The sequence below is a fragment of the Streptomyces sp. ADI95-17 genome (assembly GCF_003846175.1).
GTDB lineage: Bacteria > Actinomycetota > Actinomycetes > Streptomycetales > Streptomycetaceae > Streptomyces > Streptomyces sanglieri.
The window spans coordinates 1,140,182-1,165,518 of sequence record NZ_ML123044.1 but is presented as its reverse complement, the minus strand read 5'-3'; the positions used below and the strand labels follow the sequence as shown (position 1 = coordinate 1,165,518).

19 protein-coding genes and 1 pseudogene are annotated in these 25,337 nt (G+C 72.7%); 14 read left to right on the top strand and 6 right to left on the bottom strand.

The window, feature by feature from the left end; translation table 11 throughout:
• Nucleotides 1–90 precede the first annotated feature (90 nt).
• On the top strand, nucleotides 91–504 hold the full coding sequence (locus tag EES42_RS05085; protein ID WP_124716864.1) for a cobalamin B12-binding domain-containing protein: 414 nt from the start codon (nucleotides 91–93) through the stop codon (nucleotides 502–504).
• A 269-nt stretch (nucleotides 505–773) separates the two neighbouring features.
• Here EES42_RS05085 and EES42_RS05075 read toward each other — a convergent pair whose 3' ends face one another.
• Entirely contained in the window at nucleotides 774–2,369 is a 1,596-nt protein-coding gene (locus EES42_RS05075) for a DUF5691 domain-containing protein (protein ID WP_241196242.1), read from the bottom strand.
• 44 nt (nucleotides 2,370–2,413) lie between these two features.
• The gene (locus tag EES42_RS05070; RefSeq protein WP_124716862.1) at nucleotides 2,414–4,024 is read right to left on the bottom strand and encodes an SWIM zinc finger family protein; all 1,611 of its coding nucleotides are present in this window, start codon (nucleotides 4,022–4,024) and stop codon (nucleotides 2,414–2,416) included.
• Nucleotides 4,025–4,186: 162 nt separating this feature from the next.
• Between EES42_RS05070 and EES42_RS05065 the strand changes: the two genes are divergently transcribed.
• The 5 genes from EES42_RS05065 to sucD all read left to right on the top strand — a co-directional run bounded on the left by EES42_RS05065 (nucleotide 4,187) and on the right by sucD (nucleotide 11,464).
• On the top strand, nucleotides 4,187–5,299 hold the full coding sequence (locus tag EES42_RS05065; RefSeq protein ID WP_124716861.1) for an ATP-binding protein: 1,113 nt from the start codon (nucleotides 4,187–4,189) through the stop codon (nucleotides 5,297–5,299).
• A 26-nt stretch (nucleotides 5,300–5,325) separates the two neighbouring features.
• Nucleotides 5,326–7,896, top strand: coding sequence for a DUF5682 family protein (locus EES42_RS05060; RefSeq protein WP_241196288.1), 2,571 nt, complete (start codon nucleotides 5,326–5,328; stop codon nucleotides 7,894–7,896).
• Nucleotides 7,893–9,092 (top strand): VWA domain-containing protein, encoded by a 1,200-nt coding sequence (locus tag EES42_RS05055; protein ID WP_124716859.1) that lies wholly within the window; start codon nucleotides 7,893–7,895, stop codon nucleotides 9,090–9,092. The genes EES42_RS05060 and EES42_RS05055 overlap by 4 nt, the downstream gene beginning before the upstream one ends.
• A gap of 284 nt (nucleotides 9,093–9,376) precedes the next feature.
• Nucleotides 9,377–10,558, top strand: a complete 1,182-nt coding sequence (gene sucC / locus EES42_RS05050) for an ADP-forming succinate--CoA ligase subunit beta (RefSeq protein WP_124716858.1) — start codon at nucleotides 9,377–9,379, stop codon at nucleotides 10,556–10,558.
• Nucleotides 10,559–10,579: 21 nt separating this feature from the next.
• Entirely contained in the window at nucleotides 10,580–11,464 is an 885-nt protein-coding gene (gene sucD, locus EES42_RS05045; RefSeq protein WP_124716857.1) for a succinate--CoA ligase subunit alpha, read from the top strand.
• Between the two features lie 128 nt (nucleotides 11,465–11,592).
• Here the strand turns inward: sucD and EES42_RS05040 are convergent, their stop codons facing one another.
• Nucleotides 11,593–12,930, bottom strand: a complete 1,338-nt coding sequence (locus EES42_RS05040) for a helix-turn-helix domain-containing protein (protein WP_124716856.1) — start codon at nucleotides 12,928–12,930, stop codon at nucleotides 11,593–11,595.
• A gap of 125 nt (nucleotides 12,931–13,055) precedes the next feature.
• On the opposite strand from EES42_RS05040, the gene EES42_RS05035 reads away from it, so the two are divergent.
• On the top strand, nucleotides 13,056–14,732 hold the full coding sequence (locus tag EES42_RS05035) for a cell division protein PerM (RefSeq protein ID WP_124716855.1): 1,677 nt from the start codon (nucleotides 13,056–13,058) through the stop codon (nucleotides 14,730–14,732).
• A gap of 21 nt (nucleotides 14,733–14,753) precedes the next feature.
• Here the strand turns inward: EES42_RS05035 and EES42_RS05030 are convergent, their stop codons facing one another.
• A complete protein-coding gene (locus tag EES42_RS05030; protein WP_124716854.1) occupies nucleotides 14,754–15,686 on the bottom strand; it encodes a hypothetical protein in 933 nt (310 codons plus the stop codon).
• 334 nt (nucleotides 15,687–16,020) lie between these two features.
• Between EES42_RS05030 and purN the strand changes: the two genes are divergently transcribed.
• Nucleotides 16,021–16,677: a phosphoribosylglycinamide formyltransferase gene (gene purN, locus EES42_RS05025; RefSeq protein ID WP_124716853.1), complete on the top strand. Its 657-nt coding sequence runs from the start codon at nucleotides 16,021–16,023 to the stop codon at nucleotides 16,675–16,677.
• Nucleotides 16,664–18,217 carry a bifunctional phosphoribosylaminoimidazolecarboxamide formyltransferase/IMP cyclohydrolase gene (gene purH, locus EES42_RS05020; protein WP_124716852.1) on the top strand — a complete coding sequence of 518 codons (1,554 nt, stop codon included), beginning with the start codon at nucleotides 16,664–16,666 and terminating at the stop codon, nucleotides 18,215–18,217. Before purN ends, purH begins: the two co-directional genes overlap by 14 nt.
• A gap of 112 nt (nucleotides 18,218–18,329) precedes the next feature.
• On the opposite strand, the gene EES42_RS05015 is transcribed toward purH, so the two are convergent.
• On the bottom strand, nucleotides 18,330–19,088 hold the full coding sequence (locus tag EES42_RS05015) for an RDD family protein (RefSeq protein ID WP_124716851.1): 759 nt from the start codon (nucleotides 19,086–19,088) through the stop codon (nucleotides 18,330–18,332).
• Nucleotides 19,089–19,313: 225 nt separating this feature from the next.
• Between EES42_RS05015 and EES42_RS05010 the strand changes: the two genes are divergently transcribed.
• The 5 genes and pseudogenes from EES42_RS05010 (at nucleotide 19,314) to EES42_RS04990 (ending at nucleotide 24,554) form a co-directional block, all read left to right on the top strand.
• Nucleotides 19,314–20,177 carry a bifunctional methylenetetrahydrofolate dehydrogenase/methenyltetrahydrofolate cyclohydrolase gene (locus EES42_RS05010; protein WP_124716850.1) on the top strand — a complete coding sequence of 288 codons (864 nt, stop codon included), beginning with the start codon at nucleotides 19,314–19,316 and terminating at the stop codon, nucleotides 20,175–20,177.
• Between the two features lie 29 nt (nucleotides 20,178–20,206).
• Nucleotides 20,207–20,920 carry a DUF3017 domain-containing protein gene (locus EES42_RS05005; protein ID WP_124716849.1) on the top strand — a complete coding sequence of 238 codons (714 nt, stop codon included), beginning with the start codon at nucleotides 20,207–20,209 and terminating at the stop codon, nucleotides 20,918–20,920.
• Between the two features lie 420 nt (nucleotides 20,921–21,340).
• Nucleotides 21,341–21,649 (top strand): annotated as a pseudogene (locus tag EES42_RS05000) (helix-turn-helix transcriptional regulator); the annotation flags it as partial.
• A 419-nt stretch (nucleotides 21,650–22,068) separates the two neighbouring features.
• A complete protein-coding gene (locus EES42_RS04995; protein WP_124716848.1) occupies nucleotides 22,069–23,058 on the top strand; it encodes a malate dehydrogenase in 990 nt (329 codons plus the stop codon).
• Nucleotides 23,059–23,177: 119 nt separating this feature from the next.
• Entirely contained in the window at nucleotides 23,178–24,554 is a 1,377-nt protein-coding gene (locus EES42_RS04990) for a B12-binding domain-containing radical SAM protein (protein WP_124716847.1), read from the top strand.
• 46 nt (nucleotides 24,555–24,600) lie between these two features.
• Here EES42_RS04990 and EES42_RS04985 read toward each other — a convergent pair whose 3' ends face one another.
• Nucleotides 24,601–25,335: an isocitrate lyase/PEP mutase family protein gene (locus EES42_RS04985; RefSeq protein WP_124716846.1), complete on the bottom strand. Its 735-nt coding sequence runs from the start codon at nucleotides 25,333–25,335 to the stop codon at nucleotides 24,601–24,603.
• Nucleotides 25,336–25,337: the final 2 nt, after the last annotated feature.

Genomic DNA, 25,337 nt, shown 5'->3' with positions numbered 1-25,337 from the left:
ACCGCGAAACGACGGCTTGCGGGATGCTGTAGATAACGTTCGTTCACATCCCCGGCCCTTCAGGCACGGGAGAGGCATGTGGAGGCAGTGATGGGTGTGACCGGTCCGATCCGTGTGGTGGTGGCGAAGCCGGGCCTGGACGGCCATGATCGCGGGGCCAAGGTGATCGCCAGGGCGCTGCGTGACGCGGGCATGGAGGTTATCTACACCGGGCTCCACCAGACGCCCGAGCAGATCGTGGACACCGCGATCCAGGAGGACGCCGACGCGATCGGCCTCTCGATCCTCTCCGGTGCGCACAACACTCTCTTCGCCAAGGTGATCGAGCTGCTGAAGGAGCGAGAGGCGGAGGACATCAAGGTCTTCGGCGGCGGCATCATCCCGGAGGCGGACATCGCGCCACTGAAGGACCAGGGCGTCGCGGAGATCTTCACCCCGGGCGCCACGACGACATCGATCGTCGACTGGGTCAACGCGAACGTCCGTCACCCCGCGGAAGCCTGACCCGCGCCTGCCGGGCCCTGTCCCCGTCCCGCCCGCGCCACGTCGCCGGGAGGGACGGGGCGCCGTCCTGCCGCGCCATGGTCTGTTCTGTTCTGCCTCGCGCTGCCTCGCGCTGCCCCGCGCCGCCTCGCCCCGCGCCGCCTCGCCTCGCGCTGCCCCGCGCCGCCTCGCCTCGCGCCGCCTCGCCTCGCCTCGCGCCGCCTCGCCTCGCGCCGCCTCGCGCCGTTCCGGCTCGTCCGGGGTCGGCTTCCCGTCCGCTGTCGGTTTCGTCAGACTGCCGGGGTCAGCTCCGAGTCCATCGCCGCGCGCAGCCGCAACGTGGAGACCAGCCGCTGGAAGGCCTCCGACCAGTAGCCGTTCGCGCCCGGTGAGGCGTCCTCCGGCTCGTCCGGGGTGGTGGTGAGGACCTCCAGGCGGTCCGCCTCGGCCGGATTCAGACAGCGTTCGGCGAGGCCCATCACGCCGCTGAAGCTCCAGGGGTAGCTGCCCGCGTCCCGGGCGATGTCCAGGGCGTCGACGACCGCGCGGCCCAGCGGCCCGGCCCAGGGGGTCGGGCAGACCCCCAGGAGCTGGAAGGCCTCCGACAGCCCGTGCGCGGCTATGAAGTCGGCCACCCAGCCGGCCCGTTCGGCCGACGGGAGTATGCCGAGGAGCTTCGACCGTTCGGCGAGCGATGCCGTACCGGGGCCGTTCGACGGAGGCAGGGAGGGGGCGCCGAGCAGCGCGCGGGCCCACTCGGGGTCACGCTGCCGCACCGTCGCCCGGCACCATGCCGCGTGCAGCTCCTCGGCCCAGCCGTCCGCGACCGGAAGGCCGACGATCTCCCGCGCGGAGCGGCCACCGAACCGGGCCGGCCAGGTGGCGAGCGGCGTCGCCTCCACCAACTGCCCGAGCCACCAGGACCGTTCCCCCCGCCCGGACGGCGGCGCCGCCACCACACCGTCCCGCTCCATCGCGGCATCGCATTCGTGCGGTGCCTCCACGGCGACCGAGGCTTCGTCGCCGGTGAGGTCCGGGCTCACGCAGGACAGCGCGCGGGACGCCATCCGGCCGGCGAGCGCCGACTCCGGCAGCGCGGAGAGCAGTTCGGCCGCGGTCGAGCGGACGTTGCGGCTGCGGTCGGAGAGCGCCTGTTCCAGGAAGGGCTCGTCCACCGAGGAGAGCCCGGTGCGCAGCGAGTCGAGGAACATCAGCCGGTCCTCGGCCCGCTCGGTGGTCCAGGTGGTCGCGAGCAGCGCGAGCGCCGCTACGGGATCGTGGGCCCGAACCGCCCCGAGCAGGGCGACCCGCTCGGCGAACAACCCCTCCTCCCACAGCCGGGTGACCGCCTCCGGCTCCGTCGGGCCGGGCAGCGACGAGCCGCCGGACGAACCGCGCAGCGCGAACTTCCACTCGGGGTTCAGCCCCGCCAGCCACAATCCGCGCGGCCCGGCGAAGGTCAGGGCCTGCGGCCGCAGATCCGTACGGGCCCTGGCCGCGTCGAGCAGGGCCGGGAGCAGCGCGGCCGGGGCCCGGAAGCCCTGCTGGTTGGCGGTGGCCAGCCACTGCGGGATCAGCTCCGTGAGATCGGGCGCCGTACCCCGACGGCCGACCGAGCCGGCTGATGCCGACCGGTCCGCCAGCAGTTGGGCGAGCCTGCGCCGCGCGGCCGGGGGCAGCGGCGGCCGTCGGTCGACGGGTGCCGGTTCGGGCCGGGCGGCGGGTGCGGCGGGCCGGAGCCCCGCCCTGCGCCGTACGGTGTGGAGCGCCGCCGCGTCCAGCAGCCCGGCCGCACCGCCGTCTCCCGCCGTCGGGCGGCGGTCGGTGCCGAGCAGCGCCGTGGTGACGAGCTCCTCCCACGGCGCGGGTGTGATGGTGCGAGGCATCGGTCCCCCTTGCATGAATCCCCCTTCGAGCTTCGGGCCCAACGTCAGATGAGCGGCACGATCCCGGACGCCGCCCCGGCACGGCCGGAACCGGTGTCGCTCCGGGCTGCGGCTGCGGCGACGCCCCTGGTGCCGGCTGCGGCTGCGGTCCCGTCCCCGGCCTCGGCTCCATCGCCGAAATCAGCCCCGACCTCGCCCTCGGTTCCGCCCCCGGCTCCGGTTCCGCCCCCGGCTCCGGCTCCGGTTCCGCCCCCGGCTCCGGAGTCGTCGTCGGACCCGGGGTCGTCGTCGGACCCGGTGGACCAAGCCGCGAACGGCTCGAAGCCGCGGTGGCCGCATTCGCCGAAGACCGTGACCGGGGAGCCGCCGGAGAGCGCGACGAGCTTCCACAGGCCGGGCCGGGACAGAGCCGCCGGGGCGACGGGCAGCGCCGCATCGCCCGCCGCGTCCACCAGCTGCCAGCCGTCCCCGGACGGCACGGGCATGACGTCGCGCAGGGTCACCGGCCAGGCATCCAGCCAGGGGTCCTCCCGCAGGGCGTCCCCGTAACCGCCGATCGCCTCCGCTGCCGTGCCGCCCGGTGGGGGCGTACCGGTCGGCGACGGCACACCGAACTGCCGGCCCAGCTCCGCCCGCAGCCGGCCGGAGCCCGGATGGGGCGTGATCTCGGCGTCGATCGTGACGCCGACCGGCAGCGCCAGGCCGGGGGAGCGCCCGGCCGCTCCGAAGGAGAGCAGCAGTGCCGTGCGGCCCGTCTCCCTCCCGTACAGCCAGATGCGGCGCGCGACGATCTTGCCGTCCGGGGTGTCGTACTGGGCGAGGACCAGCCAGCGGTCACGGACCGGCGGGCTCTCGGCGGGGGCAGTCAGCCCCACCCGGGTACGGACCGTGGCCGCCAGCGGCTCCGGCAGCCGGTCGATCCCCAGCCATGCGCTGTCCAGCAGATGCAGCAGCGCACACTCCTCCAGCAGCCGGGCCGGCCAGCCCGGACCGGACGACGGTATGGAGCCCAACTCCCGCACCCGGGCCGCCAGTCCGGGCGCCTGGGCGTCGACCATGCGGGCCGCCGTCTCCTCCCAGAGCCCGTACCCCGGCTGATCGGCCGCCGCCAGCCCCCCGCGCAGCAGATCGGCCAGCCGCTCCTCCAACTCCTTCGCGCCGCCGGTGATCCGCTCGGCGCGCCGCTCGGCCCGCCGCCGGGCGGCCTCCGGGTCGGCCGGGCCCGCGGACGGGGCGCCGTCCGTACCCGCGCGCTTCTCCGCCTGCTCCACCGAACGCCTGCGGCGGTCCGCCAGCCACTCACCGGCCCAGTCGGGCACCTCGCCCGCGGGCAGGGCCGATTCGCCCGACGCCCAGACCAGCAGCAGCCCCAGCGCGTGCTTGCACGGGAACTTCCGGCTCGGGCAACTGCACTTGTACGCGGGGCCGGTGATGTCGATCACCGTCACGTACGGCTTGCTCCCGCTCCCCTTGCACTGTCCCCACACCGCACCCGAACCGTCGCACCCGCCGCCCGACCACGGACCGGCCGAACCGAGCTTGCTCCCCGCCTTGCGTGACGCGTCATCGGGAGCGAGGGCCAGCACCTGCTCCACCGTCCAGCGCGCCACCGGAGCGGCGGTGCGCAAGGGTTCTCCCCCGTGAGATAGCAGCATGGGAACGACGGTAGAGCGACCCACTGACAATCGCCCCGACCTGCTGATTCATCGTCACGCACGCACCTCGGCCCGGCTCGCTCCCCGCGGCCCGCGGCCGATTGTCAGTGGCATGGTGCACGGTGGGAACCACATCGGGTCGACCGATCCGGAGGGGGATCCATGACCGTGTCCGAAACCACTGCCGACGTCGACGTACAGGCTCTGCGACCGCATGCCGAGGACGCCTTCGCCCATGAGCTGAAGGCCCTCGCCGCGGCCGACGACCGCCCGCGCCCCGCCCGTTGGAAGCTCTCGCCGTGGGCCGTCGCCATCTACCTGCTCGGTGGCGCCCTGCCGGACGGTACCGTGATCACACCGAAGTACGTGGGTCCGCGCCGACTCGTCGAGGTCGCCGTGACCACCCTCGCCACCGACCGGGCCCTGCTGCTCCTCGGCGTTCCGGGGACCGCCAAGACCTGGGTGTCGGAACACCTCGCGGCCGCCGTCAGCGGCGACTCGACACTGCTCGTCCAGGGCACGGCGGGCACCCCGGAAGAGGCGGTCCGCTACGGCTGGAACTACGCGCGGCTGCTGGCGCACGGGCCCAGCCGCGACGCCCTGGTGCCCAGCCCGCTCATGCGCGCCATGTCCGACGGCATGACGGCGCGGATCGAGGAGCTCACGCGCATCCCCGCCGATGTGCAGGACTCGCTCATCACGATCCTGTCGGAGAAGACGCTCCCCATTCCCGAGCTGGGACAGGAGGTCCAGGCGGTCCGCGGATTCAACGTCATCGCCACCGCCAACGACCGCGACCGCGGGGTCAACGAGCTGTCCAGCGCCCTGCGCCGCCGGTTCAACACCGTCGTGCTCCCGCTGCCGGCCACGCCCGACGCCGAGGTCGACATCGTGTCCCGGCGCGTCGACCAGATCGGGCGCTCGCTCGACCTCCCGGCCGCACCGGACGGCATGACCGAGATCCGGCGCGTCGTCACGGTCTTCCGCGAACTGCGCGACGGAGTCACCACCGACGGCCGCACCAAGCTCAAGTCCCCCTCGGGGACGCTGTCGACGGCCGAGGCGATCTCCGTCGTCACCAACGGCCTGGCCCTGGCCGCCCACTTCGGCGACGGGCTGCTGCGCCCCGGCGACGTGGCGGCGGGCATCCTCGGCGCGGTCGTCCGCGATCCCGCCGCCGACCGCGTGGTCTGGCAGGAGTATCTGGAGACGGTGGTCCGGGAGCGGGACGGGTGGAAGGACTTCTACCGCGCCTGCCGCGAGGTATCCGCATGACCCGGGCCGAAACGACCCAGGACGAAATGACCCGGGCCGAGCGCCCTGCGGGACCGCTGCTGCTGGGGGTGCGGCACCACGGACCGGGCTCGGCCCGCGCCGTCCGCGCCGCGCTGGACGCCGCCCGCCCGCAAGCCGTGCTCGTGGAAGGGCCGCCGGAGGCCGACGCACTGCTGCCGCTGGCGGCCGACGAGCGGATGCGGCCCCCGGTCGCGCTGCTCGCCCACGCCGTCGACGACCCGGGGCAGGCGGCGTTCTGGCCGCTGGCCTCGTTCTCGCCCGAGTGGATCGCGATCCGCTGGGCCCTTGAACACGGTGTCCCGGTCCGGTTCATCGACCTGCCCGCAGCCAACTCCCTGGCCATGACGCAAGGGAACGGGGAAGGTCACGAGGACGGGGGAGCCGAGGAGGACGAGGGAGCGGACGGTGAGGAGGGGGCGGAGGGCCCGGCCGCGCGGGCCCCGATCGACCCCATCGGTGTGCTCGCCCGTACGGCGGGCTACGACGACCCGGAGCGCTGGTGGGAGGACGTCGTCGAACACCGCACCCGGGACGGCGAGGCCGTCGACCCGCGGGCACCGTTCGCCGCCCTCGCCGAGGCGATGACCGCCCTGCGCGAGGTGTACGGGGACGGCGGCCATCCCCGTGACGCCGTCCGCGAGGCGCACATGCGCATTCAACTGCGCAAGGCCGTGAAGGAGTTCGGCGACGACATCGCGGTCGTCTGCGGTGCCTGGCACGTACCCGCGCTCGGCACGAGGACCACGCTCACCGCCGACCGCGCCCTGCTCAAGGGGCTGCCCAAGGTCAAGGCCGAGCTGACCTGGGTGCCCTGGTCGCACCGGCGGCTCGCCCGGCACAGCGGTTACGGCGCGGGCATCGACTCGCCCGGCTGGTACGGACACCTCTTCGACGCCCCGGACCGCCCCATCGAGCGGTGGATGACCAAGGTCGCCGGACTCATGCGCGACGAGGACCGGTTCGTGTCGTCCGCCCATGTCATCGAGGCCGTCCGGCTCGCCGAGACGTTGGCCGCCATGCGTGGCCGCCCGCTGGCCGGGCTGGGCGAGACGACGGACGCGATCCGTGCCGTGATGTGCGAAGGCTCCGATGTGCCGCTCGCGCTCGTCCAGGACCGGCTGATCGTCGGCGAGGCCCTCGGTGAAGTCCCGGACACCGCCCCCGCCGTACCCCTGCAACGCGATCTCACCCGTCAGCAGCGCACGCTCCGGCTCAAGCCGGAGGCGCAGGAGCGGGAGCTGGAGCTCGACCTGCGCAAGGACAACGACGCGGCCCGCAGCAGGCTGCTGCACCGGCTGCGCATTCTCGCCGTCGGCTGGGGCGAGCCCGCCGCCGGCCGGGCGAGCACCGGCACCTTCCGGGAGAGCTGGCGGCTGCGCTGGGAGCCCGAGCTGTACGTACAGGTCGCGGAGGCCGGGACCTGGGGCACCACTGTGCTCTCCGCGGCCACCGCCAAGGCCGGGGCGCAGGCGGCCTCGGCGACCGCGCTCGCCGAGGTCACGGCCCTCGCCGAGCAGTGCCTCCTGGCCGAACTGCCCGACGCGCTCCCCGTGGTGATGCGGGCCCTCGCCGACCGCGCCGCGCTCGACTCCGACGTCGGCCGTCTCGCCGACGCGCTGCCCGCGCTGGCCCGCACCCTGCGCTACGGAGACGTGCGCTCCACGGACACCGCCGCGCTGGCCGGGGTCGCGGCCGGGCTCGCCGAGCGGATCTGCGTCGGGCTGCCGCCCGCCTGCACCGGGCTCGACGCCGACGGTGCCGCCGAACTACGCGGCCGGGTGGACGCGGTCCACACCGCGATCGGACTCCTCACCGGGGCAGCACCGGCGAACCCCGGCCCGGCCACGGACACGAGCACAGAAACCGGCACGGACGCGGACACCAGCACGAACGCGAACGCGAACGCGGATACGGACACGGACACGGACGCGGACACCGGAACGGGCACCAGCACGAACGCGGACACGGGCGGACTGCGCGGGCGCTGGACGGCCGTACTGCACAAGCTCGCCGCCCGGGACACGGTCGCCGGAGTCATCCGGGGGCGCGCGACCCGCCTGCTGCTCGACGAAGGACGGCTCGCGGAGGACGACGCGGCACGGCTGATGGGCCTGGCCCTCTCGCCCGGCACACCCCCGGCCGACGCCGCGGAGTGGATCGAGGGGTTCGTCGGCGGAGCCGCCGGCGGCGGCATGCTGCTCGTCCACGACGAGCGGCTCCTCGGCCTGGTCGACGCCTGGCTCACCGGAGTGCCCGCCGACCGGTTCGCCGATGTGCTGCCACTGCTGCGGCGCACGTTCTCCGCGTACGAAGCGGGCGTACGGCGCACCCTGGGCGAGCTGGTGCGGCGAGGCCCGTCCGCCGGAGGGCCGGCGGCCACGGGTACGGGCGCCGGGGCCGGGGCGCCGGCCCCCGGATTCGGCCAGGGGCTGGACGAGGCCCGCGCCGACGCGGTCGAGCCGGTGCTGCGCCTGCTGCTCGGACTGCACAACGATCCGGGTCCGGACGGCGATGCCCGGTCCGGGCGGGCCGGAAGAGCCGCGAACGTCGAGGAACCGCTGGGGGCAACGGGATGACCACGAACACGACCGGCACCACGCCTCCGTCCGGCCCGGCGAGCGGCGAGCGGCTGCGGCGGTGGCGGCTGGTGCTGGGCGGGGACAGCGCCGAGAGCACCGGCTGCACCCTCACCGGCCGGGACGCCGCGATGGACGGCGCACTGACCGCGCTGTACGGCGACGGAGGCAAACAGGGCGGCCGGGGCAGGAACAGCCGCGCGGCCGGACTCGGGGCCTCCGCCCCCTCCGTGGCCCGCTGGCTCGGCGACATCCGCACGTACTTCCCCAGTTCCGTCGTCCAGGTCATGCAGCGCGACGCGATCGACCGGCTGGGGCTCGCCGCGCTCCTCCTGGAACCGGAGATGCTGGAGGCGGTCGAGGCCGACGTCCATCTCGTGGGCACGCTCCTCTCGCTCAACAAGGCCATGCCCGAGACGACGAAGGAGACCGCGAGAGCGGTCGTGCGCAAGGTCGTCGAGGACCTGGAGAAGCGGCTCGCCGCCCGTACCCGGGCCACGCTCACCGGCGCGCTGGACCGCTCGGCGAAGATCGACCGGCCCCGTCACCACGACATCGACTGGGACCGCACCATCCGGGCCAACCTCAAGAACTACCTCCCCGAGTACGGCACCGTCGTCCCCGAGCGGCTCATCGGCTACGGGCGGGCCGCCCGGTCCGTGAAGAAGGACGTCATCCTCTGCATCGACCAGTCGGGCTCGATGGCCGCCTCCGTCGTCTACGCCTCCGTCTTCGGCGCGGTGCTCGCGTCCATGCGCACCCTGCGGACGAGGCTCGTCGTCTTCGACACGGCGGTGGTCGACCTCACCGACCAGCTCGACGACCCCGTGGACGTGCTCTTCGGCACCCAGCTCGGCGGTGGCACCGACATCAACCGCGCGCTCTCCTACTGCCAGTCGAGGATCACCCGCCCCGCCGACACCGTGGTCGTACTCATCAGCGACCTCTACGAGGGCGGCATACGCAACGAGATGCTGAAGCGGGTCGCCGCGATGAAGGCCTCCGGTGTGCAGTTCGTGACACTGCTCGCGCTGTCCGACGAGGGCGCGCCCGCCTACGACCGCGACCACGCGGCGGCGCTCGGGGCGCTGGGCGCACCGGCCTTCGCGTGCACCCCGGACCTCTTCCCGGAGGTGATGGCGGCGGCCGTCGAGAAGCGGCCGCTCCCCGTTCCGGACATGGACGCCCATCGGTGAGCCGGGGGCGCGCGGTGCCGCCGCGGCCTGCTGCCGCGGCACCGCGCACCCCCGTTCGGGTCGTCACGACCCGCCACCGGCGTGATCTGTGACCGTAATCACCGCTCAGGTGTGATCTGTGATTTAGGGTCCTGCGGAGCTCGGGGATAACCTGCGAGATGGACATGCCGCGTACCCCGGGTCACCGTGTGCGCCTTCCTAGTGACAGAGCAGTCACGTTGCCCCTCGCGGCACGCCCACGCAGAAAACGAACCGCGAGACCATTGATTAAGGGACGGACGCGCGTGGACCTGTTCGAGTACCAGGCGAGGGACCTCTTCGCCAAGCACGGTGTACCGGTGCTGGCCGGTGAAGTCATCGACACGCCTGAGGCAGCCCGCGAGGCGACCGAGCGGCTGGGCGGCAAGTCTGTCGTCAAGGCGCAGGTGAAGGTCGGCGGCCGTGGCAAGGCCGGCGGCGTCAAGCTGGCCGCCACCCCCGACGAGGCGGTCGCCCGCGCGACCGACATCCTCGGCATGGACATCAAGGGCCACACGGTCCACAAGGTGATGATCGCCGAGCTCTCCCCGGAGATCGAGGCGGAGTACTACGTCTCGTACCTCCTCGACCGCACCAACCGCACCTTCCTGGCCATGGCCTCGGTGCAGGGCGGCATGGACATCGAGGAGGTCGCGGAGAAGACCCCCGAGGCCCTCGCGAAGGTCCCGGTCAACGCCGTCGACGGGGTCGACATCGTCAAGGCCCGCGAGATCGTGGCCCAGGCGAAGTTCCCGGCCGACGTGGCCGAGGGTGTGGCCGAGGCCCTGGTGACCCTGTGGGACACCTTCGTCGCCGAGGACGCCCTCCTCGTCGAGGTCAACCCGCTGGTGAAGACCAAGGACGGCCGCATCCTCGCGCTGGACGGCAAGGTGTCTCTCGACGAGAACGCCGACTTCCGTCAGCCCGAGCACGAGGCCCTTGAGGACAAGGCCGCAGCCAACCCGCTTGAGGCTGCCGCCAAGGCCAAGAACCTCAACTACGTCAAGCTCGACGGCGAGGTCGGCATCATCGGAAACGGTGCCGGTCTGGTCATGTCGACGCTGGACGTCGTCGCGTACGCCGGTGAGAACCACGGCAACGTGAAGCCCGCCAACTTCCTCGACATCGGTGGCGGCGCCTCCGCCGAGGTCATGGCGAACGGCCTGGAGATCATCCTCGGCGACCCGGACGTCAAGTCCGTCTTCGTCAACGTCTTCGGTGGCATCACCGCGTGCGACGAGGTCGCCAACGGCATCGTCCAGGCGCTCGCGCTGCTCAAGTCCAAGGGCGAGGAAGTCACCAAGCCGCTGGTCGTGCGCCTCGACGGCAACAACGCGGAGCTGGGTCGCAAGATCCTTTCCGACGCCAACCACCCGCTGGTTCAGCGCGTGGACACCATGGACGGCGCGGCCGACAAGGCTGCCGAGCTCGCCGCGGCTGCGAAGTAAGGGACGAGGGACTCCAACAGCATGGCTATCTTCCTCACCAAGGACAGCAAGGTCATCGTCCAGGGGATGACCGGTGCCACCGGCATGAAGCACACCAAGCTCATGCTCGCCGACGGCACCAACATCGTCGGCGGCGTGAACCCGCGCAAGGCCGGCACCTCCGTCGACTTCGACGGCACCGAGGTACCGGTCTTCGGCTCCGTCGCCGAGGCGATGGAGAAGACCGGCGCGAACGTGTCCGTCCTCTTCGTCCCGCCGGCCTTCGCGAAGGCCGCCGTCGTCGAGGCGATCGACGCCGAGATCCCCCTCGCGGTCGTCATCACCGAGGGCATCGCCGTCCACGACTCGGCCGCCTTCTGGGCGTACGCCGGTTCGAAGGGCAACAAGACCCGGATCATCGGCCCGAACTGCCCCGGCCTGATCACCCCCGGTCAGTCCAACGCCGGCATCATCCCGGGCGACATCACCAAGCCCGGCCGCATCGGTCTCGTGTCCAAGTCCGGCACGCTGACCTACCAGATGATGTACGAGCTCCGTGACATCGGCTTCTCGTCCGCCGTCGGCATCGGTGGCGACCCGGTCATCGGTACGACGCACATCGACGCCCTCGCGGCGTTCGAGGCCGACCCCGAGACCGACCTGATCGTGATGATCGGCGAGATCGGCGGCGACGCCGAGGAGCGTGCGGCCGACTTCATCAAGGCCAACGTCACCAAGCCGGTCGTCGGCTACGTCGCGGGCTTCACCGCCCCCGAGGGCAAGACCATGGGCCACGCCGGCGCCATCGTCTCCGGCTCCTCCGGCACCGCCCAGGCGAAGAAGGAGGCCCTTGAGGCCGCCGGCGTCAAGGTCGGCAAGACGCCGACCGAGACCGCCAAGCTGGCCCGCGAGATCCTCGGCGCCTGATCGCTCCACCGCGTCGGCGCAGTACCGCCGCACGCAGTATCGCGTCACCGCACAGACGGCGCGGGTCCGTACCCGATCAAGGGGTACGGACCCGCGCCGTTCCGGTTTCTCCGCCGCTCCGGAGCAGTTCAGCCGACGTCGGGTACCAGCCGCGCCGGGCCCTGCACGAGCTCGCCGTCGAGCCGCTTCTGCAGCTTGAGGTCCTGCGGCGTCAGCTTCTGCGGACCGCCCCGCGGCGGCACCCCGCCGACCTGCTGGGCGGGTGACTCCGGGGTCTCGTACCGCGTCGGGGCGGTGCCCAGCGTGAACAGCGTCAGCCCGATGATCAGCACCGTGAACGAGATGGCCGCCCGGGTCCACAGCTGGGCCCTGCGCTCGCTGTCCGTGCGGATCACGGCGGGCGGGGGCAGCGAGTCGGAGGGCTGGGCCAGGGCCAGCGCCCCGAGCCGTTCGTGCAGCAGCGCCGACTGCTCGGCGGGCGACGAGTCCTGCGCCAGTTCGGGCAGCCGCTCGGTGACCGCGGCACGCGCGTTCATCAGCCTGCCCGCCGCCGCCGGAGTGCTCGCCTCCGTCTCCGCCGCGGTCTCCGGCAGATCCAGGCCGACGCCGTCGTAGAGCAGCAGGGTGCGGCGGTACGAGGGCGGCAGCTCCAGCAGCGCGTCGAGCAGCGCCCGCGGCCCCGGATCGGCGGGTGGCGGGTCGAGCCGGCGGTGGGTGCGGCGCAGCCGGTGCCAGGGCGACATGGCGAACTCGTACGCGGCGGCCCGCACCCAGCCCACCGGGTCCCGGTCGACCGCGACCTCGGGCCAGCGCTCCCAGGCCAGCGCGAAAGCCCGTGCGACGGACTCCCGGGAGAGGTTCCGGCGCCCGGTCAGCAGGAACGTCTGGCGGAACAGTGCGGCGGCGCAGTGTTTGTACAGGGCATCGAATGCCTCGTCCGGGGAGAGCCCGTCGGGGGAGAGTACGCCGGAGGGTTCGGCGGCCTCGGCCGCCGGGGCCGGTTCGGGCATCGCGGATGTGCCGGGCAGATCGGGGGTGGTGCCGGGCTCGGTCGGGGCCATTGCGGTGCTCCCGGTGGCTTCGACGGGGGTCGGCGGACGCGACGGCGGCTTCGTCGACGTCACCGGCTTGGAGAGCCTCGCGACCGTCTTCGGCGCCGCCGGTCGGGCCGCACGTTTGACGGCGGCCTTCGGCCGGGTGTTCGGGGCGCCCGGTTTGGTCCGGGTGCTCGGTGGTGTGGCCTGCGGGCTGGGCCGGCCACTGCTGATCAGCCTGGCGTATGCCTCGCGTTTCCGCCCGCGGGGAGTGGTGCGACCGGTCTCCCAGGACCGGACCGTGGCGCGCGTGACGCCCACGGCCGCCGCGACCTGCTCTTCACTCAGTGACTTCGCCTCACGCAGTCTGCGTCGCTCCTTGGGGGAGGGGAGCGGGTGCGCAGAGGCTGTATCGGTCGAGCTCTGCGTCATGAAGGACCCCCGGCGGGGCTGCACTGGGTGGAAAAGTACATAAACGTATATTGAGCGACACAGCGACCATTCGCCTGTTACGCGGAATAGGCGCGTGTCGTTGGGAGCATGGCCGGGTGACCCAAGTGACCGGAAGCAGCCCGTCGTTGTCGGCCGAGCAGGGCCGGCCCGCTGTGCTGGCGTTCGCCCTTTTGCGTGGAGCGGTTGCGGCCGGGCTGGGAGTGGGCTCGATCACCGTCCTCGTCCTGGCGCTGTGGATCAGCTCCCCCGCCTCCGACAGCAGCCCCGGCGGCGCGCTCCACGCGGCGGCCGGGCTCTGGCTGATCGCCCACGGCGCGGAGCTGATCAGAGCCGACACGCTCAGCGGGGTCCCCGCCCCGGTGGGCCTCGTTCCGCTGCTGCTCGCCGTGGTGCCGGTGTGGCTGGTGCACCGTGCGGCGCGGGACGTCCTGGTGCCCGAGGAGGGACGCCCGGTCCCCTCGGCGGCGGGGGCGTTCGCCATGGTCGTCACCGGATATCTGCTGGTCGGGGCGGCCGTCGCGTACTACGGGCGGGGCGGTCCACTGTCCGCGCACCTGCCGTCGCTGCTCTTCCCGGCCGCCCTCGTGGTGGCAGGCGCGGCAGCCGCCGGGGTCTGGACGGCGGCCGGGCGACCGGTCGGTCCGCCGCCGTCCTGGGCGCCGGTGAGCCTGCACGAGGCGCTGGCGCGCGGCCGGTTCAGGGAGCAAGCGGGGACGGTGTGCCGGACGGCGGCGGCCGGGGTGTCGGTGCTGCTCGGCGGCGGAGCGCTGCTCGTCGCGGTGGCGCTGATGTGGCACGCGCACCCCGCCCAGGAGTCGTTCGTCCGGCTCGCGGGCGACTGGGCGGGCCGGGTCTCGGTCTTCCTGCTCGCGCTGGTGCTGGTGCCGAACGCGGCGGTGTGGGGTGCGGCGTACGGGCTCGGGCCGGGCTTCGCCCTCGGTACGGCGTCCACGGTCACCCCGCTCGCCTTCTCGGGGCGCCCGGCGCTGCCCGGATTCCCGCTGCTCGCCGCGCTGCCCGCCGAGGGCCCGGGGACGGTCCTGAACTGGTCGGCCGTCGCGGTGCCGGTCGCGGCCGGGGCGACGGTCGCCTGGTTCACCGTACGGCGGGCCGCGCCGCCGGGCGCCGCGCGGGAGGACGCCTGGAGCCCGCGGGAGACCGCGCTGGCGGCGGCCCTGGCGGCGGTGGGGTGCGGGGCCGGTACGGCGGTGCTGGCGGCGGCCGCCGGGGGGCCGCTCGGCACCCGGGCGCTGGCGGAGTTCGGGCCGGTGTGGTGGCTCACGGGTGCGGCGGCCCTGGCGTGGACGGCGCTGCTCGGTGTCCCCGGCGCGCTGCTGCTCAGGGCCTGGCGGCTGCGGGAGCCCGGCGCCTCCACGGACGAGGAAGGGGAGGCGGCCGGGAACCCGCAGCCGGAGCCGGTCCCGGCGCCGGTGTCCGTCTCCGTCCACGCCCAGGCCCGGGTTCAGGCCCCCGCCCACGAGGCAACGTCGCGCGCATCGCACGACAGTGACCGGCGGTGGTGGCTGTGGCCCGGGCGCCGGGGCGGCGGTGATGCGGCAGGGGCGGCACCGGGGAGCGAGCCCGACGCCGCGTCCGCAGGAGCTCCCGCCTCCCGTCCCGCTCCCGCCGCGGCGGCGTCGACGCCCGTGGCGCCGCCTGCCGCCCGGCTGTCCGTTCCGGACCGGGACGAGAGCTTCGAGCCGTACGACTTCCTGCCGACCGACCCCTGGCACGAGCGGACGGCCCGGCCCGAGGGGGCCGGGCCGTCCGGAAACAGCTGAACGCCCGAGGCGCGCGGCGCTCTAGTTCTTGACCCCGAAGAAGGGCTCCAGCGGCTTCGGCAGCAGGTCGTTGCAGGACAGCTGCCCGGTCTTGGTCAGGGCGTCGTTCACGCAGGTGTAGTAGTCGCGGTAGACCAGCTGCACCGTGTAGGTCGTCGCGACGATCGAGAGCGCGAGCAGCGCCGTCACCAGGCCGCTCACCGCGGCCGTGGTCTGCTGCCGGCCACCGGCCGGAGCGGCGGGGGCACCCGGCGCGGCCCCGGCCGGCGGAACCCGCCCGGGAGCGGCGGCACCGGTCGCCCGGGCAGCGGCGGACGCCTGGCCGGAGCCGTCGGCCGCCGCGGCGGACGCGCTCTTCGGCTTCGACCGCAGCGCGCTGATCGCCCAGTACACGGAGAGCGCGCCGAGCAGCAGGGCGATCTCGGGGAAGTCGAAGAGGGCGAAGAAGAAGGCCCACATGCCACCGAGCAGCGCGTAGCGCGCGCGGCGCTGGGCGGGGTCGGTCGGGTCCCAGCGCAGCCCGCCGGGGCTGCCCTCGGGTCCGCCCTGGCCGTTCGGACCGCCCTTGTTCCCGGGGCGGCCGCCGAAGCCGCCGCTCTGGCGGCCGGGCTGCCGGCTGCTCCACTGGCCGCCCCAGGCGGGCCGGTCGTCGGAGGAGCCGCCCTCGGAGGAACCGTTCCCGTCGCCGTTCCCGTCGCCGTTTCCGGTGTTCGAGGGGCGGCGGGGCTGCCAGGGCTGGTCGGGCCGGTTCGCGGGGGGAGCGGCGAAGGGGTTCTCGTCCGTCCGGCCCGAGGACCCGGACGAGTCGGGGACTCCGGAGGAGGAAGAGGAAGAGTCTCCGGAGGAGGAAGAGGGAGAAGAGGAGCCCGTGGGGGACTGGCGCTCCCGCATCAGCAGTGAGGTCCGCTCGGGCAGCGGCTGGCGGAAGGCGGTGCGGCGGCGTCGGTCCGGCATGTGGTGAACGTCTTCCCCATCTCGTCATTTCCGCCCTGTGGACGGTTCGCTGTCCCCTGACGCTACCTCCCGGCCAGGAGCGGCCGAAAGCTGGGAGCGGGGCCCGGGCAGCCGATGGTTCGCCCCCCGGGCCCGCCGTCGCTCCCCGGAGCCGGGCCGGCCGCCGTCCACCCCCGTCCCGTGGGGGTCCTCCGAGGTGCCGGTATCGTTGCTGACGGTCGGCTGGTTCGTAGAGTTCCCCGTATCGAGGGGCTCAGTTCTTTCGTACGACCATACAAATCAGCGTCGCTCTGCTCCACCACGCGAGAACCACCACGCGAGAAAGGGCCCAGCCGTGGCCTCCCCGCCCCCTTCCGCCGCCCCCGCACGCCTGGTCGTACTGGTCTCCGGTTCGGGTACGAACCTTCAAGCCCTGCTCGACGCCATCGGTGACGACCCCGAGGGCTTCGGTGCGCGGATCGTCGCGGTCGGCGCCGACCGCCCCGGCATCGTCGGTCTGGAACGGGCGGAGCGCGCCGGGCTGCCGACCTTCGTGTGCCGGGTCAAGGACCACGCCACCCGCGAGGAGTGGGACGCGGCGCTCGCGGCCGCGACGGCCGAGCACCGCCCCGACCTCGTGGTGTCCGCCGGATTCATGAAGATCGTGGGCAAGGAGTTCCTCGCCCGGTTCGGCGGCCGGTTCATCAACACCCACCCCGCCCTGCTTCCCAGCTTTCCCGGTGCCCACGGAGTGCGCGACGCGCTCGCGTACGGCGTGAAGGTCACCGGGTGCACCGTCCACTTCGTCGACGACGGCGTCGACACCGGTCCGATCATCGCGCAGGGCGTGGTCGAGGTGACCGAAGAGGACACGGCGGAGGGCGAAGCGGCCCTCCACGAACGCATCAAGAAAGTCGAGCGCAAGCTGCTCGTCGAGGCCGTGGGGCGGCTCGCCCGTGACGGCTATCGCATTGAGGGACGAAAGGTTCATCTCGGTCATGTCGGTGAATAAGCCCATCCGCCGCGCCCTGGTCAGTGTCTACGACAAGACGGGGCTCGAAGACCTCGCCCGCGGTCTGCACGAGGCCGGTGTGGAGCTGGTCTCCACCGGCTCCACCGCCGGGAGGATCGCCGCAGCCGGGGTGCCGGTCACCAAGGTCGAGGAGCTCACCGGCTTCCCCGAGTGCCTCGACGGCCGCGTCAAGACGCTGCACCCCCGCGTCCACGCCGGAATCCTCGCCGACCTGCGTCTGGACGCCCACCGCGAGCAGCTCGCCGAGCTCGGCGTGGAGCCGTTCGACCTGGTGGTCGTGAACCTCTACCCGTTCAAGGAGACCGTCGCCTCCGGCGCCTCGGCCGACGAGTGCGTGGAGCAGATCGACATCGGCGGCCCGTCCATGGTCCGCGCCGCCGCCAAGAACCACCCGTCGGTGGCCGTGGTCACCAGCCCCGAGCGGTACGCCGACGTCCTCGCCGCGGTCGCGGCGGGCGGCTTCGACCTGACCGCCCGCAAGCGGCTGGCCGCCGAGGCGTTCCAGCACACCGCCGCGTACGACGTGGCCGTGGCCTCCTGGTTCGCGGACGACTACGCCGCCGCCGACGACTCGGGCTTCCCCGACTTCTTCGGCGCGACGTACGAGCGCAAGAACGTGCTCCGGTACGGCGAGAACCCGCACCAGCCCGCCGCGCTCTACACCTCCGGCACCGGTGGCCTGGCCGAGGCGGAGCAGCTGCACGGCAAGGAGATGTCGTACAACAACTACACGGACACCGACGCCGCGCGCCGGGCCGCGTACGACCACGCCGAGCCGTGCGTCGCGATCATCAAGCACGCCAACCCGTGCGGCATCGCGATCGCCGACGACGTCGCCGAGGCACACCGCAACGCGCACGCCTGCGACCCGCTGTCGGCCTTCGGCGGTGTCATCGCCGTCAACCGCCCGGTGACCGTCGAGATGGCCGAGCAGGTCGCGGAGATCTTCACCGAGGTCATCGTCGCCCCGGCGTACGAGGACGGCGCGGTCGAGGTCCTGGCCCGCAAGAAGAACATCCGGGTGCTGCGCTGCCCCGACGCCCCGTCCGCCGAGGTCGAGGTCAAGCCGGTCGACGGCGGCGCGCTGCTCCAGGTCACCGACCGCCTCCAGGCCGACGGCGACGACCCGGCCAACTGGACCCTCGCCACCGGTGAGGCCCTGTCCGAGGACGAGCTGAAGGAGCTCGCCTTCGCGTGGAAGGCCTGTCGCGCGGTCAAGTCCAACGCGATCCTGCTCGCCAAGGGCGGCGCCTCGGTCGGCGTCGGCATGGGCCAGGTCAACCGGGTCGACTCCGCGAAGCTGGCCGTCGAGCGGGCGGGCGAGGAGCGGGCGCGCGGCTCGTACGCCGCCTCCGACGCGTTCTTCCCCTTCCCCGACGGGCTGGAGATCCTGACCGCGGCCGGCATCAAGGCCGTGGCCCAGCCGGGCGGTTCGGTCCGTGACGAGCTGGTCGTCGAGGCCGCGAAGAAGGCGGGCGTGACGATGTACCTCACGGGTACGCGGCACTTCTTCCACTGATACGAGTCGTACCCGGGGCAGCCCGGGTACGACGAAGGCCGCCGATTCCCACGAGCGAGTGGGGATCGGCGGCCTTCGCAGTGCGGTGAGGGTGGTTACACCTTCAGCACGGCTACTTCGTCTTGATGACGATCGTGCTGCCGGCGCGGTCGTGCCAGCCCTGGAGCTTGCCCGAGTTGTCGAAGAAGGGGGAGAGGTAGACCAGCAGCGTGCCGAGACCGCAGAAGAGCGAGCCGACCATCGGGATGATCCAGCGGATGAAGCCCGCACCCAGGCCGGGGGCCTGGCCGGTGCTCTCCTTGACGACCTTGACGTTGAGGACCATCTTGCCGAGCGTGGCGCCCCAGATGGAGACCATCAGCCACTCGTAGAGCAGCGCGATCAGCGCGAACACGGCGATGAAGCCGAAGAAGCCCGCGATGACGCCGACGCTGGCGTTGGCCGCGTCGTTCACGCACTGGTTGTAGGACTCGGTGCCGTACGAGTAGCTGCTGCAGTCGTCGATGGACTTCGAGGCGCCCACCAGGCTCGCGACGCCGATCGCCGAGAAGATCATGTAGAGGATGCCGTACGCGACGCCGTCCAGCGCACGCGCGCCCAGGCGACGCCCCATCGTGGCGAGTTCGACGGTGCCGAGACCCGGCACGTTTATGTAGCCGTTGTTGGCCTGGAGGGTGCCGCCCGGCTGCTGGGGCGGGTAGCCGTAACCCGGCTGCCCCTGCGCCGGCTGACCCTGCTGCGGGTAGCCGTAGCCCGGCTGACCCTGCGGGGGCTGCTGCGGGTAGCCGTAGCCGGGCTGACCCTGCGGCGGCTGGTTCGGCTGCTGGCCGTAAGGGTTGTTCGGATTCGGGTTCGGGTCGCCGAAACTCATCTGGGCGTTCCTCCAACGTGCGTGCGGGGACGATGCGGCCGCACGGAGGAAAGAAGAGTCAGTGGTCCGCCCCCCGGGTACTTCTGCGGCACTGCGGCCATAATCGTTATAAGCGGAATGTAAGTTTGTCCAGCCGTGACGTTGGTTGTTGCGCAAGTGCAACATCGCGCCATCGCCCGCGGCCTGAATTGGTATGCGGGCGGGGTCATCCGCGAGTATGGGGACATGACTGCCCAGATTCTCGATGGCAAGGCCACCGCAGCCGCGATCAAGTCCGATCTCACCGTCCGCGTGGCGGCCCTCAAGGCGCAGGGCATCACCCCTGGCCTGGGAACCCTGCTCGTCGGGGACGACCCGGGCAGCCGGTGGTACGTGAACGGCAAGCACCGCGACTGCGCGCAGGTCGGCATCGCCTCCATCCAGCGCGAACTCCCCGACACCGCCACCCAGGAGGAGATCGAGGACGTCGTACGGGAGCTCAACGCCAACCCCGAGTGCACGGGTTACATCGTGCAGCTGCCCCTGCCCAAGGGGATCGACACCAACCGCGTCCTGGAGCTGATGGACCCGGCCAAGGACGCCGACGGCCTCCACCCGATGAACCTCGGCCGCCTCGTGCTGAACGAGACCGGCCCGCTGCCCTGCACCCCGCAGGGTGTCGTCCAGCTGCTCCGCCACCACGGTGTGGAGATCAACGGGGCGCACGTCGTGGTCGTCGGCCGCGGTGTCACCATCGGCCGCTCCATCCCGCTGCTGCTGACCCGTAAGTCCGAGAACGCCACCGTCACCCAGTGCCACACCGGTACGCGTGACCTCTCCGCCCAGCTCAAGCAGGCCGACATCATCGTCGCCGCCGCCGGGGTGCCCCACATCATCAAGCCCGAGGACGTGAAGCCGGGCGCCGCCGTGCTCGACGTCGGCGTCAGCCGGGACGAGAACGGCAAGATCGTCGGGGACGTCCACCCGGGCGTGGCCGAGGTCGCCGCCTGGCTCTCCCCGAACCCGGGCGGTGTCGGCCCGATGACCCGCGCCCAGCTCCTCGTCAACGTGGTCGAGGCGGCCGAGCGCAACGCGGCCGCGGCCGTCTGAGCCGGCCGACCCGATCCGGAGGGAACCCCATGGGTGCTGGTACGAGTCCGGCCGACCCGTCCGCCGCGGCGGACGGCACGCCTGCGGCGTCGTCCCGGGTGGACGAGCCGGGCACGGGTGAGAAGGCGGCGGACGCGGCCGCACCGGACCGGACCGCGAACCGTGACGGCGACGCCCGTGGTGCCGGTGCCGGCGACGGCGGCGATCGCGAAGGCGACGTCCGTGACGCCGGTGACGGTGACGGCGACGCTCATGAAGGCGACGTCCGTGACGCCGGTGACGGTGACGCTCATGAAGGCGACGTCCGTGAAGGGGAGGGCGACGGCGGTACGGGCGCGGCCCCGCGCCCGTCGCGGCGCTTCCCGTCGCTCACCCGGGACACCGCGCGCCCCGAGGGCGGAGGCAGGGCCGCGTCCGGGGACGCGCCCGCCCCGGCCCGCCAGTGGCCGCTGCTCGCCGTGCTCTGCACGGCCGGGATCGGGCTGCTGATCGTGGCCGTCGACCCGTTCGCCGAGGCGTTCCGGGTCGGCACGATGCTGATCGGTGCGGCCCTCATCGGGGGCGCCGTGCTGCGGCTGGTGGTGCCTTCGGTGGGCATGCTGGCGGTACGTTCCCGCTTCACCGACCTGGTGACCTACGGGCTGCTCGGCTTCCTCATCGTGATGCTCGCGCTGGTGGCGCAGCCCAAGCCGTGGCTGGACATTCCGTTCCTGGAACAGGCGGTCCACTTCACCATCCGCTGAGCCCGCCCGCAGGGCCGGCGGCGCCTCGCGCATGCAGGCGCCTCACGAAGGAAAACGGTGTCCGTCCCCTCCCCCGAGGAGGGACGGACACCGGTGACGGGGCCCTCCGGAACGCGGAACGCCCCGGAATGCGGTGACTTGAGCGGCCTTGCCCCGTCCGGACTTCAGCCTGGTCGACGGGGTGATGCCGTTCAAGGGATGCCTGTCGCCTGTGGCACGGAAGTGACCATTCCGCCACCGTGTGATCGTCCGGCAACGAAGTGCCGGGACCGGGGGCGGGGAGCGGGGGCGCGAGGCAGTGGGGCGCAGGGCTCCGAGCACCCCTGTGCGCCCCGTACCGATGACCCGCCGCCCCGCGTTCGCGCCCGCTCCTGGGTAGTCCGGAACGGAAGAATCACCGGACCCGGGCAAGGGGGAACGATGCCTCGTTGGAAGGCACTGTCGGAGGAACTCGATCCGCAGATCAGGGAGTTCGCCGGCCAGTTGCGCAGGCTCGTCGACCGCAGGGGGCTGAGCATCGCCGCGGTGGCCGACCGCACGGGCTACAGCAGGACCTCGTGGGAGCGGTATCTCAACGGGCGGCTGCTCGCGCCGAAGGGGGCGGTCGTCGCGCTCGCCGAGGCGACGGGCACCAGCCAGGCGCACCTGACGACCATGTGGGAGCTGGCGGAGCGGGCGTGGAGCCGTTCCGAGCCGCGCCAGGACATGACGGTGCTGAGCGTCAGGATCCCCGGCACGGGCGATACGGGTGGCACGGGCGGCGAGGGGATATCGCCCGGTGACCCCGCTGCCTCCCTCCGCTCCACCGGCCGCCGGAGACGGCAGGCCGTGCTCCTGGCGGGCGTGGTCGGCGCGCTGCTGGTGCTGGCCGCGGTGGTGCTGCTGGCCGGGCCGGGGCACTGACGGCGGTCCGTACGGGGAGCCGCCGCCGGGTCACCGCCGGACCGCCGCCTCCCGGGTGATCCGGGATTCGGCCGGGTGAGCGCTGTGTGACGGGTTGTGTGCGGTGCCACAGGGGGCAGGGCCGCTCGGGGGTTCCGGGTCGGATAGCCTGATCGCTGGATATCTCTTCACATCAAGATTCAGATCAGGGATGTCCAGCACCAGGGGCAGGGACCCCCACCGCCAGCTGTCTAACGGAGATCGCCATGACCCGCACTCCCGTGAATGTCACCGTGACCGGCGCAGCCGGCCAGATCGGCTACGCGCTGCTCTTCCGCATCGCCTCCGGCCACCTGCTCGGCCCGGACGTGCCGGTCAACCTGCGTCTCCTGGAGATCCCGCAGGGTCTGAAGGCCGCCGAGGGCACCGCGATGGAGCTCGACGACTGCGCCTTCCCGCTGCTGCGCGGCATCGAGATCACCGACGACGCCAACAAGGCGTTCGACGGTGCCAACGTCGCGCTGCTGGTCGGCGCCCGCCCGCGTACGAAGGGCATGGAGCGCGGCGACCTGCTCTCCGCCAACGGTGGCATCTTCAAGCCGCAGGGCAAGGCCATCAACGACAACGCCGCGGACGACATCAAGGTCCTCGTCGTCGGCAACCCGGCCAACACCAACGCGCTCATCGCGCAGGCCGCCGCCCCGGACGTTCCGGCCGAGCGCTTCACCGCGATGACCCGCCTCGACCACAACCGCGCGATCTCGCAGCTGGCCGCCAAGACCGGTGCCGCCGTCTCCGACATCAAGAAGCTGACGATCTGGGGCAACCACTCGGCGACCCAGTACCCCGACATCTTCCACGCCGAGGTCGCCGGCAAGAACGCCGCCGAGCTCGTCAACGACGAGGCCTGGCTGGCCGACACCTTCATCCCGACCGTCGCCAAGCGCGGCGCCGCGATCATCGAGGCCCGTGGCGCGTCCTCCGCCGCCTCGGCCGCCAACGCCGCCATCGACCACGTGCACACCTGGGTCAACGGCACCGCCGCGGGCGACTGGACCTCCATGGGTATCCCGTCGGACGGCTCCTACGGCGTGCCCGAGGGCATCATCTCGTCCTTCCCGGTCACCACGAAGGACGGCAAGTACGAGATCGTCCAGGGCCTGGACATCAACGAGTTCTCCCGTGCGCGCATCGACGCGTCGGTGAAGGAGCTCACCGAGGAGCGCGACGCGGTTCGCGAGCTCGGCCTGATCTGATCCGTACGCCCTCCGAGGCGTACCCCGCCGCCCCCGGCCGCACCGCTGCCGGGGGCGGCGGCATGTCCGGGCGGCGGTGGCCGGGAACTGACCGCACCCGTTCCCGAGTCTGCGCTGTCATGCGCGTGACGATGATCCTTCCGGCACTGACCGAGGCGACCAGCCCGCTGTTCCGCCCCATCAAGTACTCGCTCTTCCCGCCGCTCGGCCTGGCGACCCTCGCCGGGTACCTCGACCCGGACGACGAGGTGACGCTCCTGGACGAACACGTCGAGCGGGTGGACATCGAGGCGCTCGACAGCCCCGATCTCCTGGTCGTCCAGCCGTACATCACCTCCGCCCGGCGCGGCTACGAGATCGCCGACCACTTCCGGGCCCGGGGCGTCCACGTCGCCATGGGCGGCCTCCATGTGACCTCGCTCCCGGACGAGGCCGCCGCCCACGCCGACACGATCTTCACCGGGCCGGGCGAGGACACCTGGCCGCTGTTCCTCAAGGAGTTCCGCGAGGGGGCGCCGGGCCGCCGGTACGACTCGAAGCTGCGCACCCTGGCCGGGCTGCCGCCGGTGCGGCGCGATCTGATCAAGCGGCAGCTGTATCTTGTACCGAACTCGATCGTGGTCTCGCGCGGCTGTCCGCACCACTGCGACTTCTGTTACAAGGACGCCTTCTTCGAGGGCGGGAAGTCCTTCTACACCCAGGCGGTGGACGACGCGCTCGCCGAGATCGAGCGGCTGCCCGGCAGACATCTGTACTTCCTGGACGACCATCTGCTCGGCAACCGGCGCTTCGCCGAGGCGCTCTTCGACGGGATGGCAGGCATGGGGCGGCTCTGGCAGGCCGCCGGCACTGTGAAGTCCGTGCTCCAGCCCGATCTGCTGGAGCGGGCCGTGGCGGCGGGGCTGCGCAGCCTGTTCGTCGGCTTCGAGACCGTCAACAGCGCGAACCTCGCCGAGCGCCGCAAGGACCAGAACATCGGCAAGGACTACGCGGCCGCCGTCCGCCGGCTCCACGACGCCGGGGTCATGGTCAACGCCAGCTTCGTCTTCGGGCTCGACCACGACGGCCCGGACGTCTTCGACCGCACGGTGGAGTGGGCCGTCGAGCAGGGCATCGAGACGGCCACCTTCCACATCATGACGCCGTATCCGTCCACCGGACTGTGGAAACAGATGGAGGCCGAGGACCGGATCGTCCACCGGGACTGGGACCTCTACGACACCCGCCATGTCGTCTACCGCCCGAAGGGCATGACGCCGCGCCAACTGGAGGACGGGTACTGGCGCGCGTACCGCGACTTCTACCGGTGGTCCAACATCTGGCGCGGCGCGGCCGCCCAGCCCGGCACCCACGAACGGCTCAGGCACCTGGCGTACTCGGGCGGCTGGAAGAAGTTCGAACCCGCCTGGGACGCCCTGATCCGTTCCCGCCGGGTGGTGCGGGCGATGCCGATGCTGGAACGGACCCTGGCGGCCTTCGGCGGCCGGAGCGCCTGAGCGCTCAGCCCCTGTGGCTCGGGCCTTGCCGCTCGGCCCTCGTCGCTCAGCCCTCCCGCAGCGCGTCCGCGATCTCCCGTACCGCCGCCATCGCCCGGCGCTGGAGCCCGGGGCCGAAGGTGATCCGGGTGGCGCCCAGCTCGCCCAGCCGGCGCGGGGACGGGCCGTCCGGGCGGGCGAAGACGTTGAGCGGGGCCGGGACGGCGGCGGCGAGCGCGGGCAACGCCTCGGGCGGCGCCATGATCGGGTAGACGCAGTCCGCGCCCGCCGCCACGTACAGCAGGGCGCGCCGGACGGTCTCCGTCTCCACGTCCGTGCCCTCGGGAACGCCCCGGACGTAGGTGTCGACGCGGGCGTTGACGAAGAGCGCGTCGCCCGCGGCCGCCCGCACCCGGGCGAGCCGGTCCGCCTGCCGCTCGGCGTCCACGAGGGCGCCGTCCGCCGAGTCCTCCAGGTTGCAGCCGACGGCCCCGGTTTCGAGGAGCCGCTCCACCAGCTCCGCCGGGGCCAGTCCGTACCCCGCCTCGATGTCCGCCGAGACGGGCACGGAGGCCGGGACGGCCCGCACGATCCTGGCCACGGCCGCGAACATCTCGTCGGCGGGCGTCGCCCCGTCCTCGTAGCCGAGCGAGGCCGCGACCCCGGCGCTCGGCGTGGCGAGCGTCAGGAAGCCCGCCTCGACGAAGACCCGTGCGCTCCCCGCGTCCCACGGGCCGGGAACGACCAGCGGGTCGCCGGGGGTGCGGTCGTGGTGCAGGGCGCGGAGGACGGATGCGGTCACGC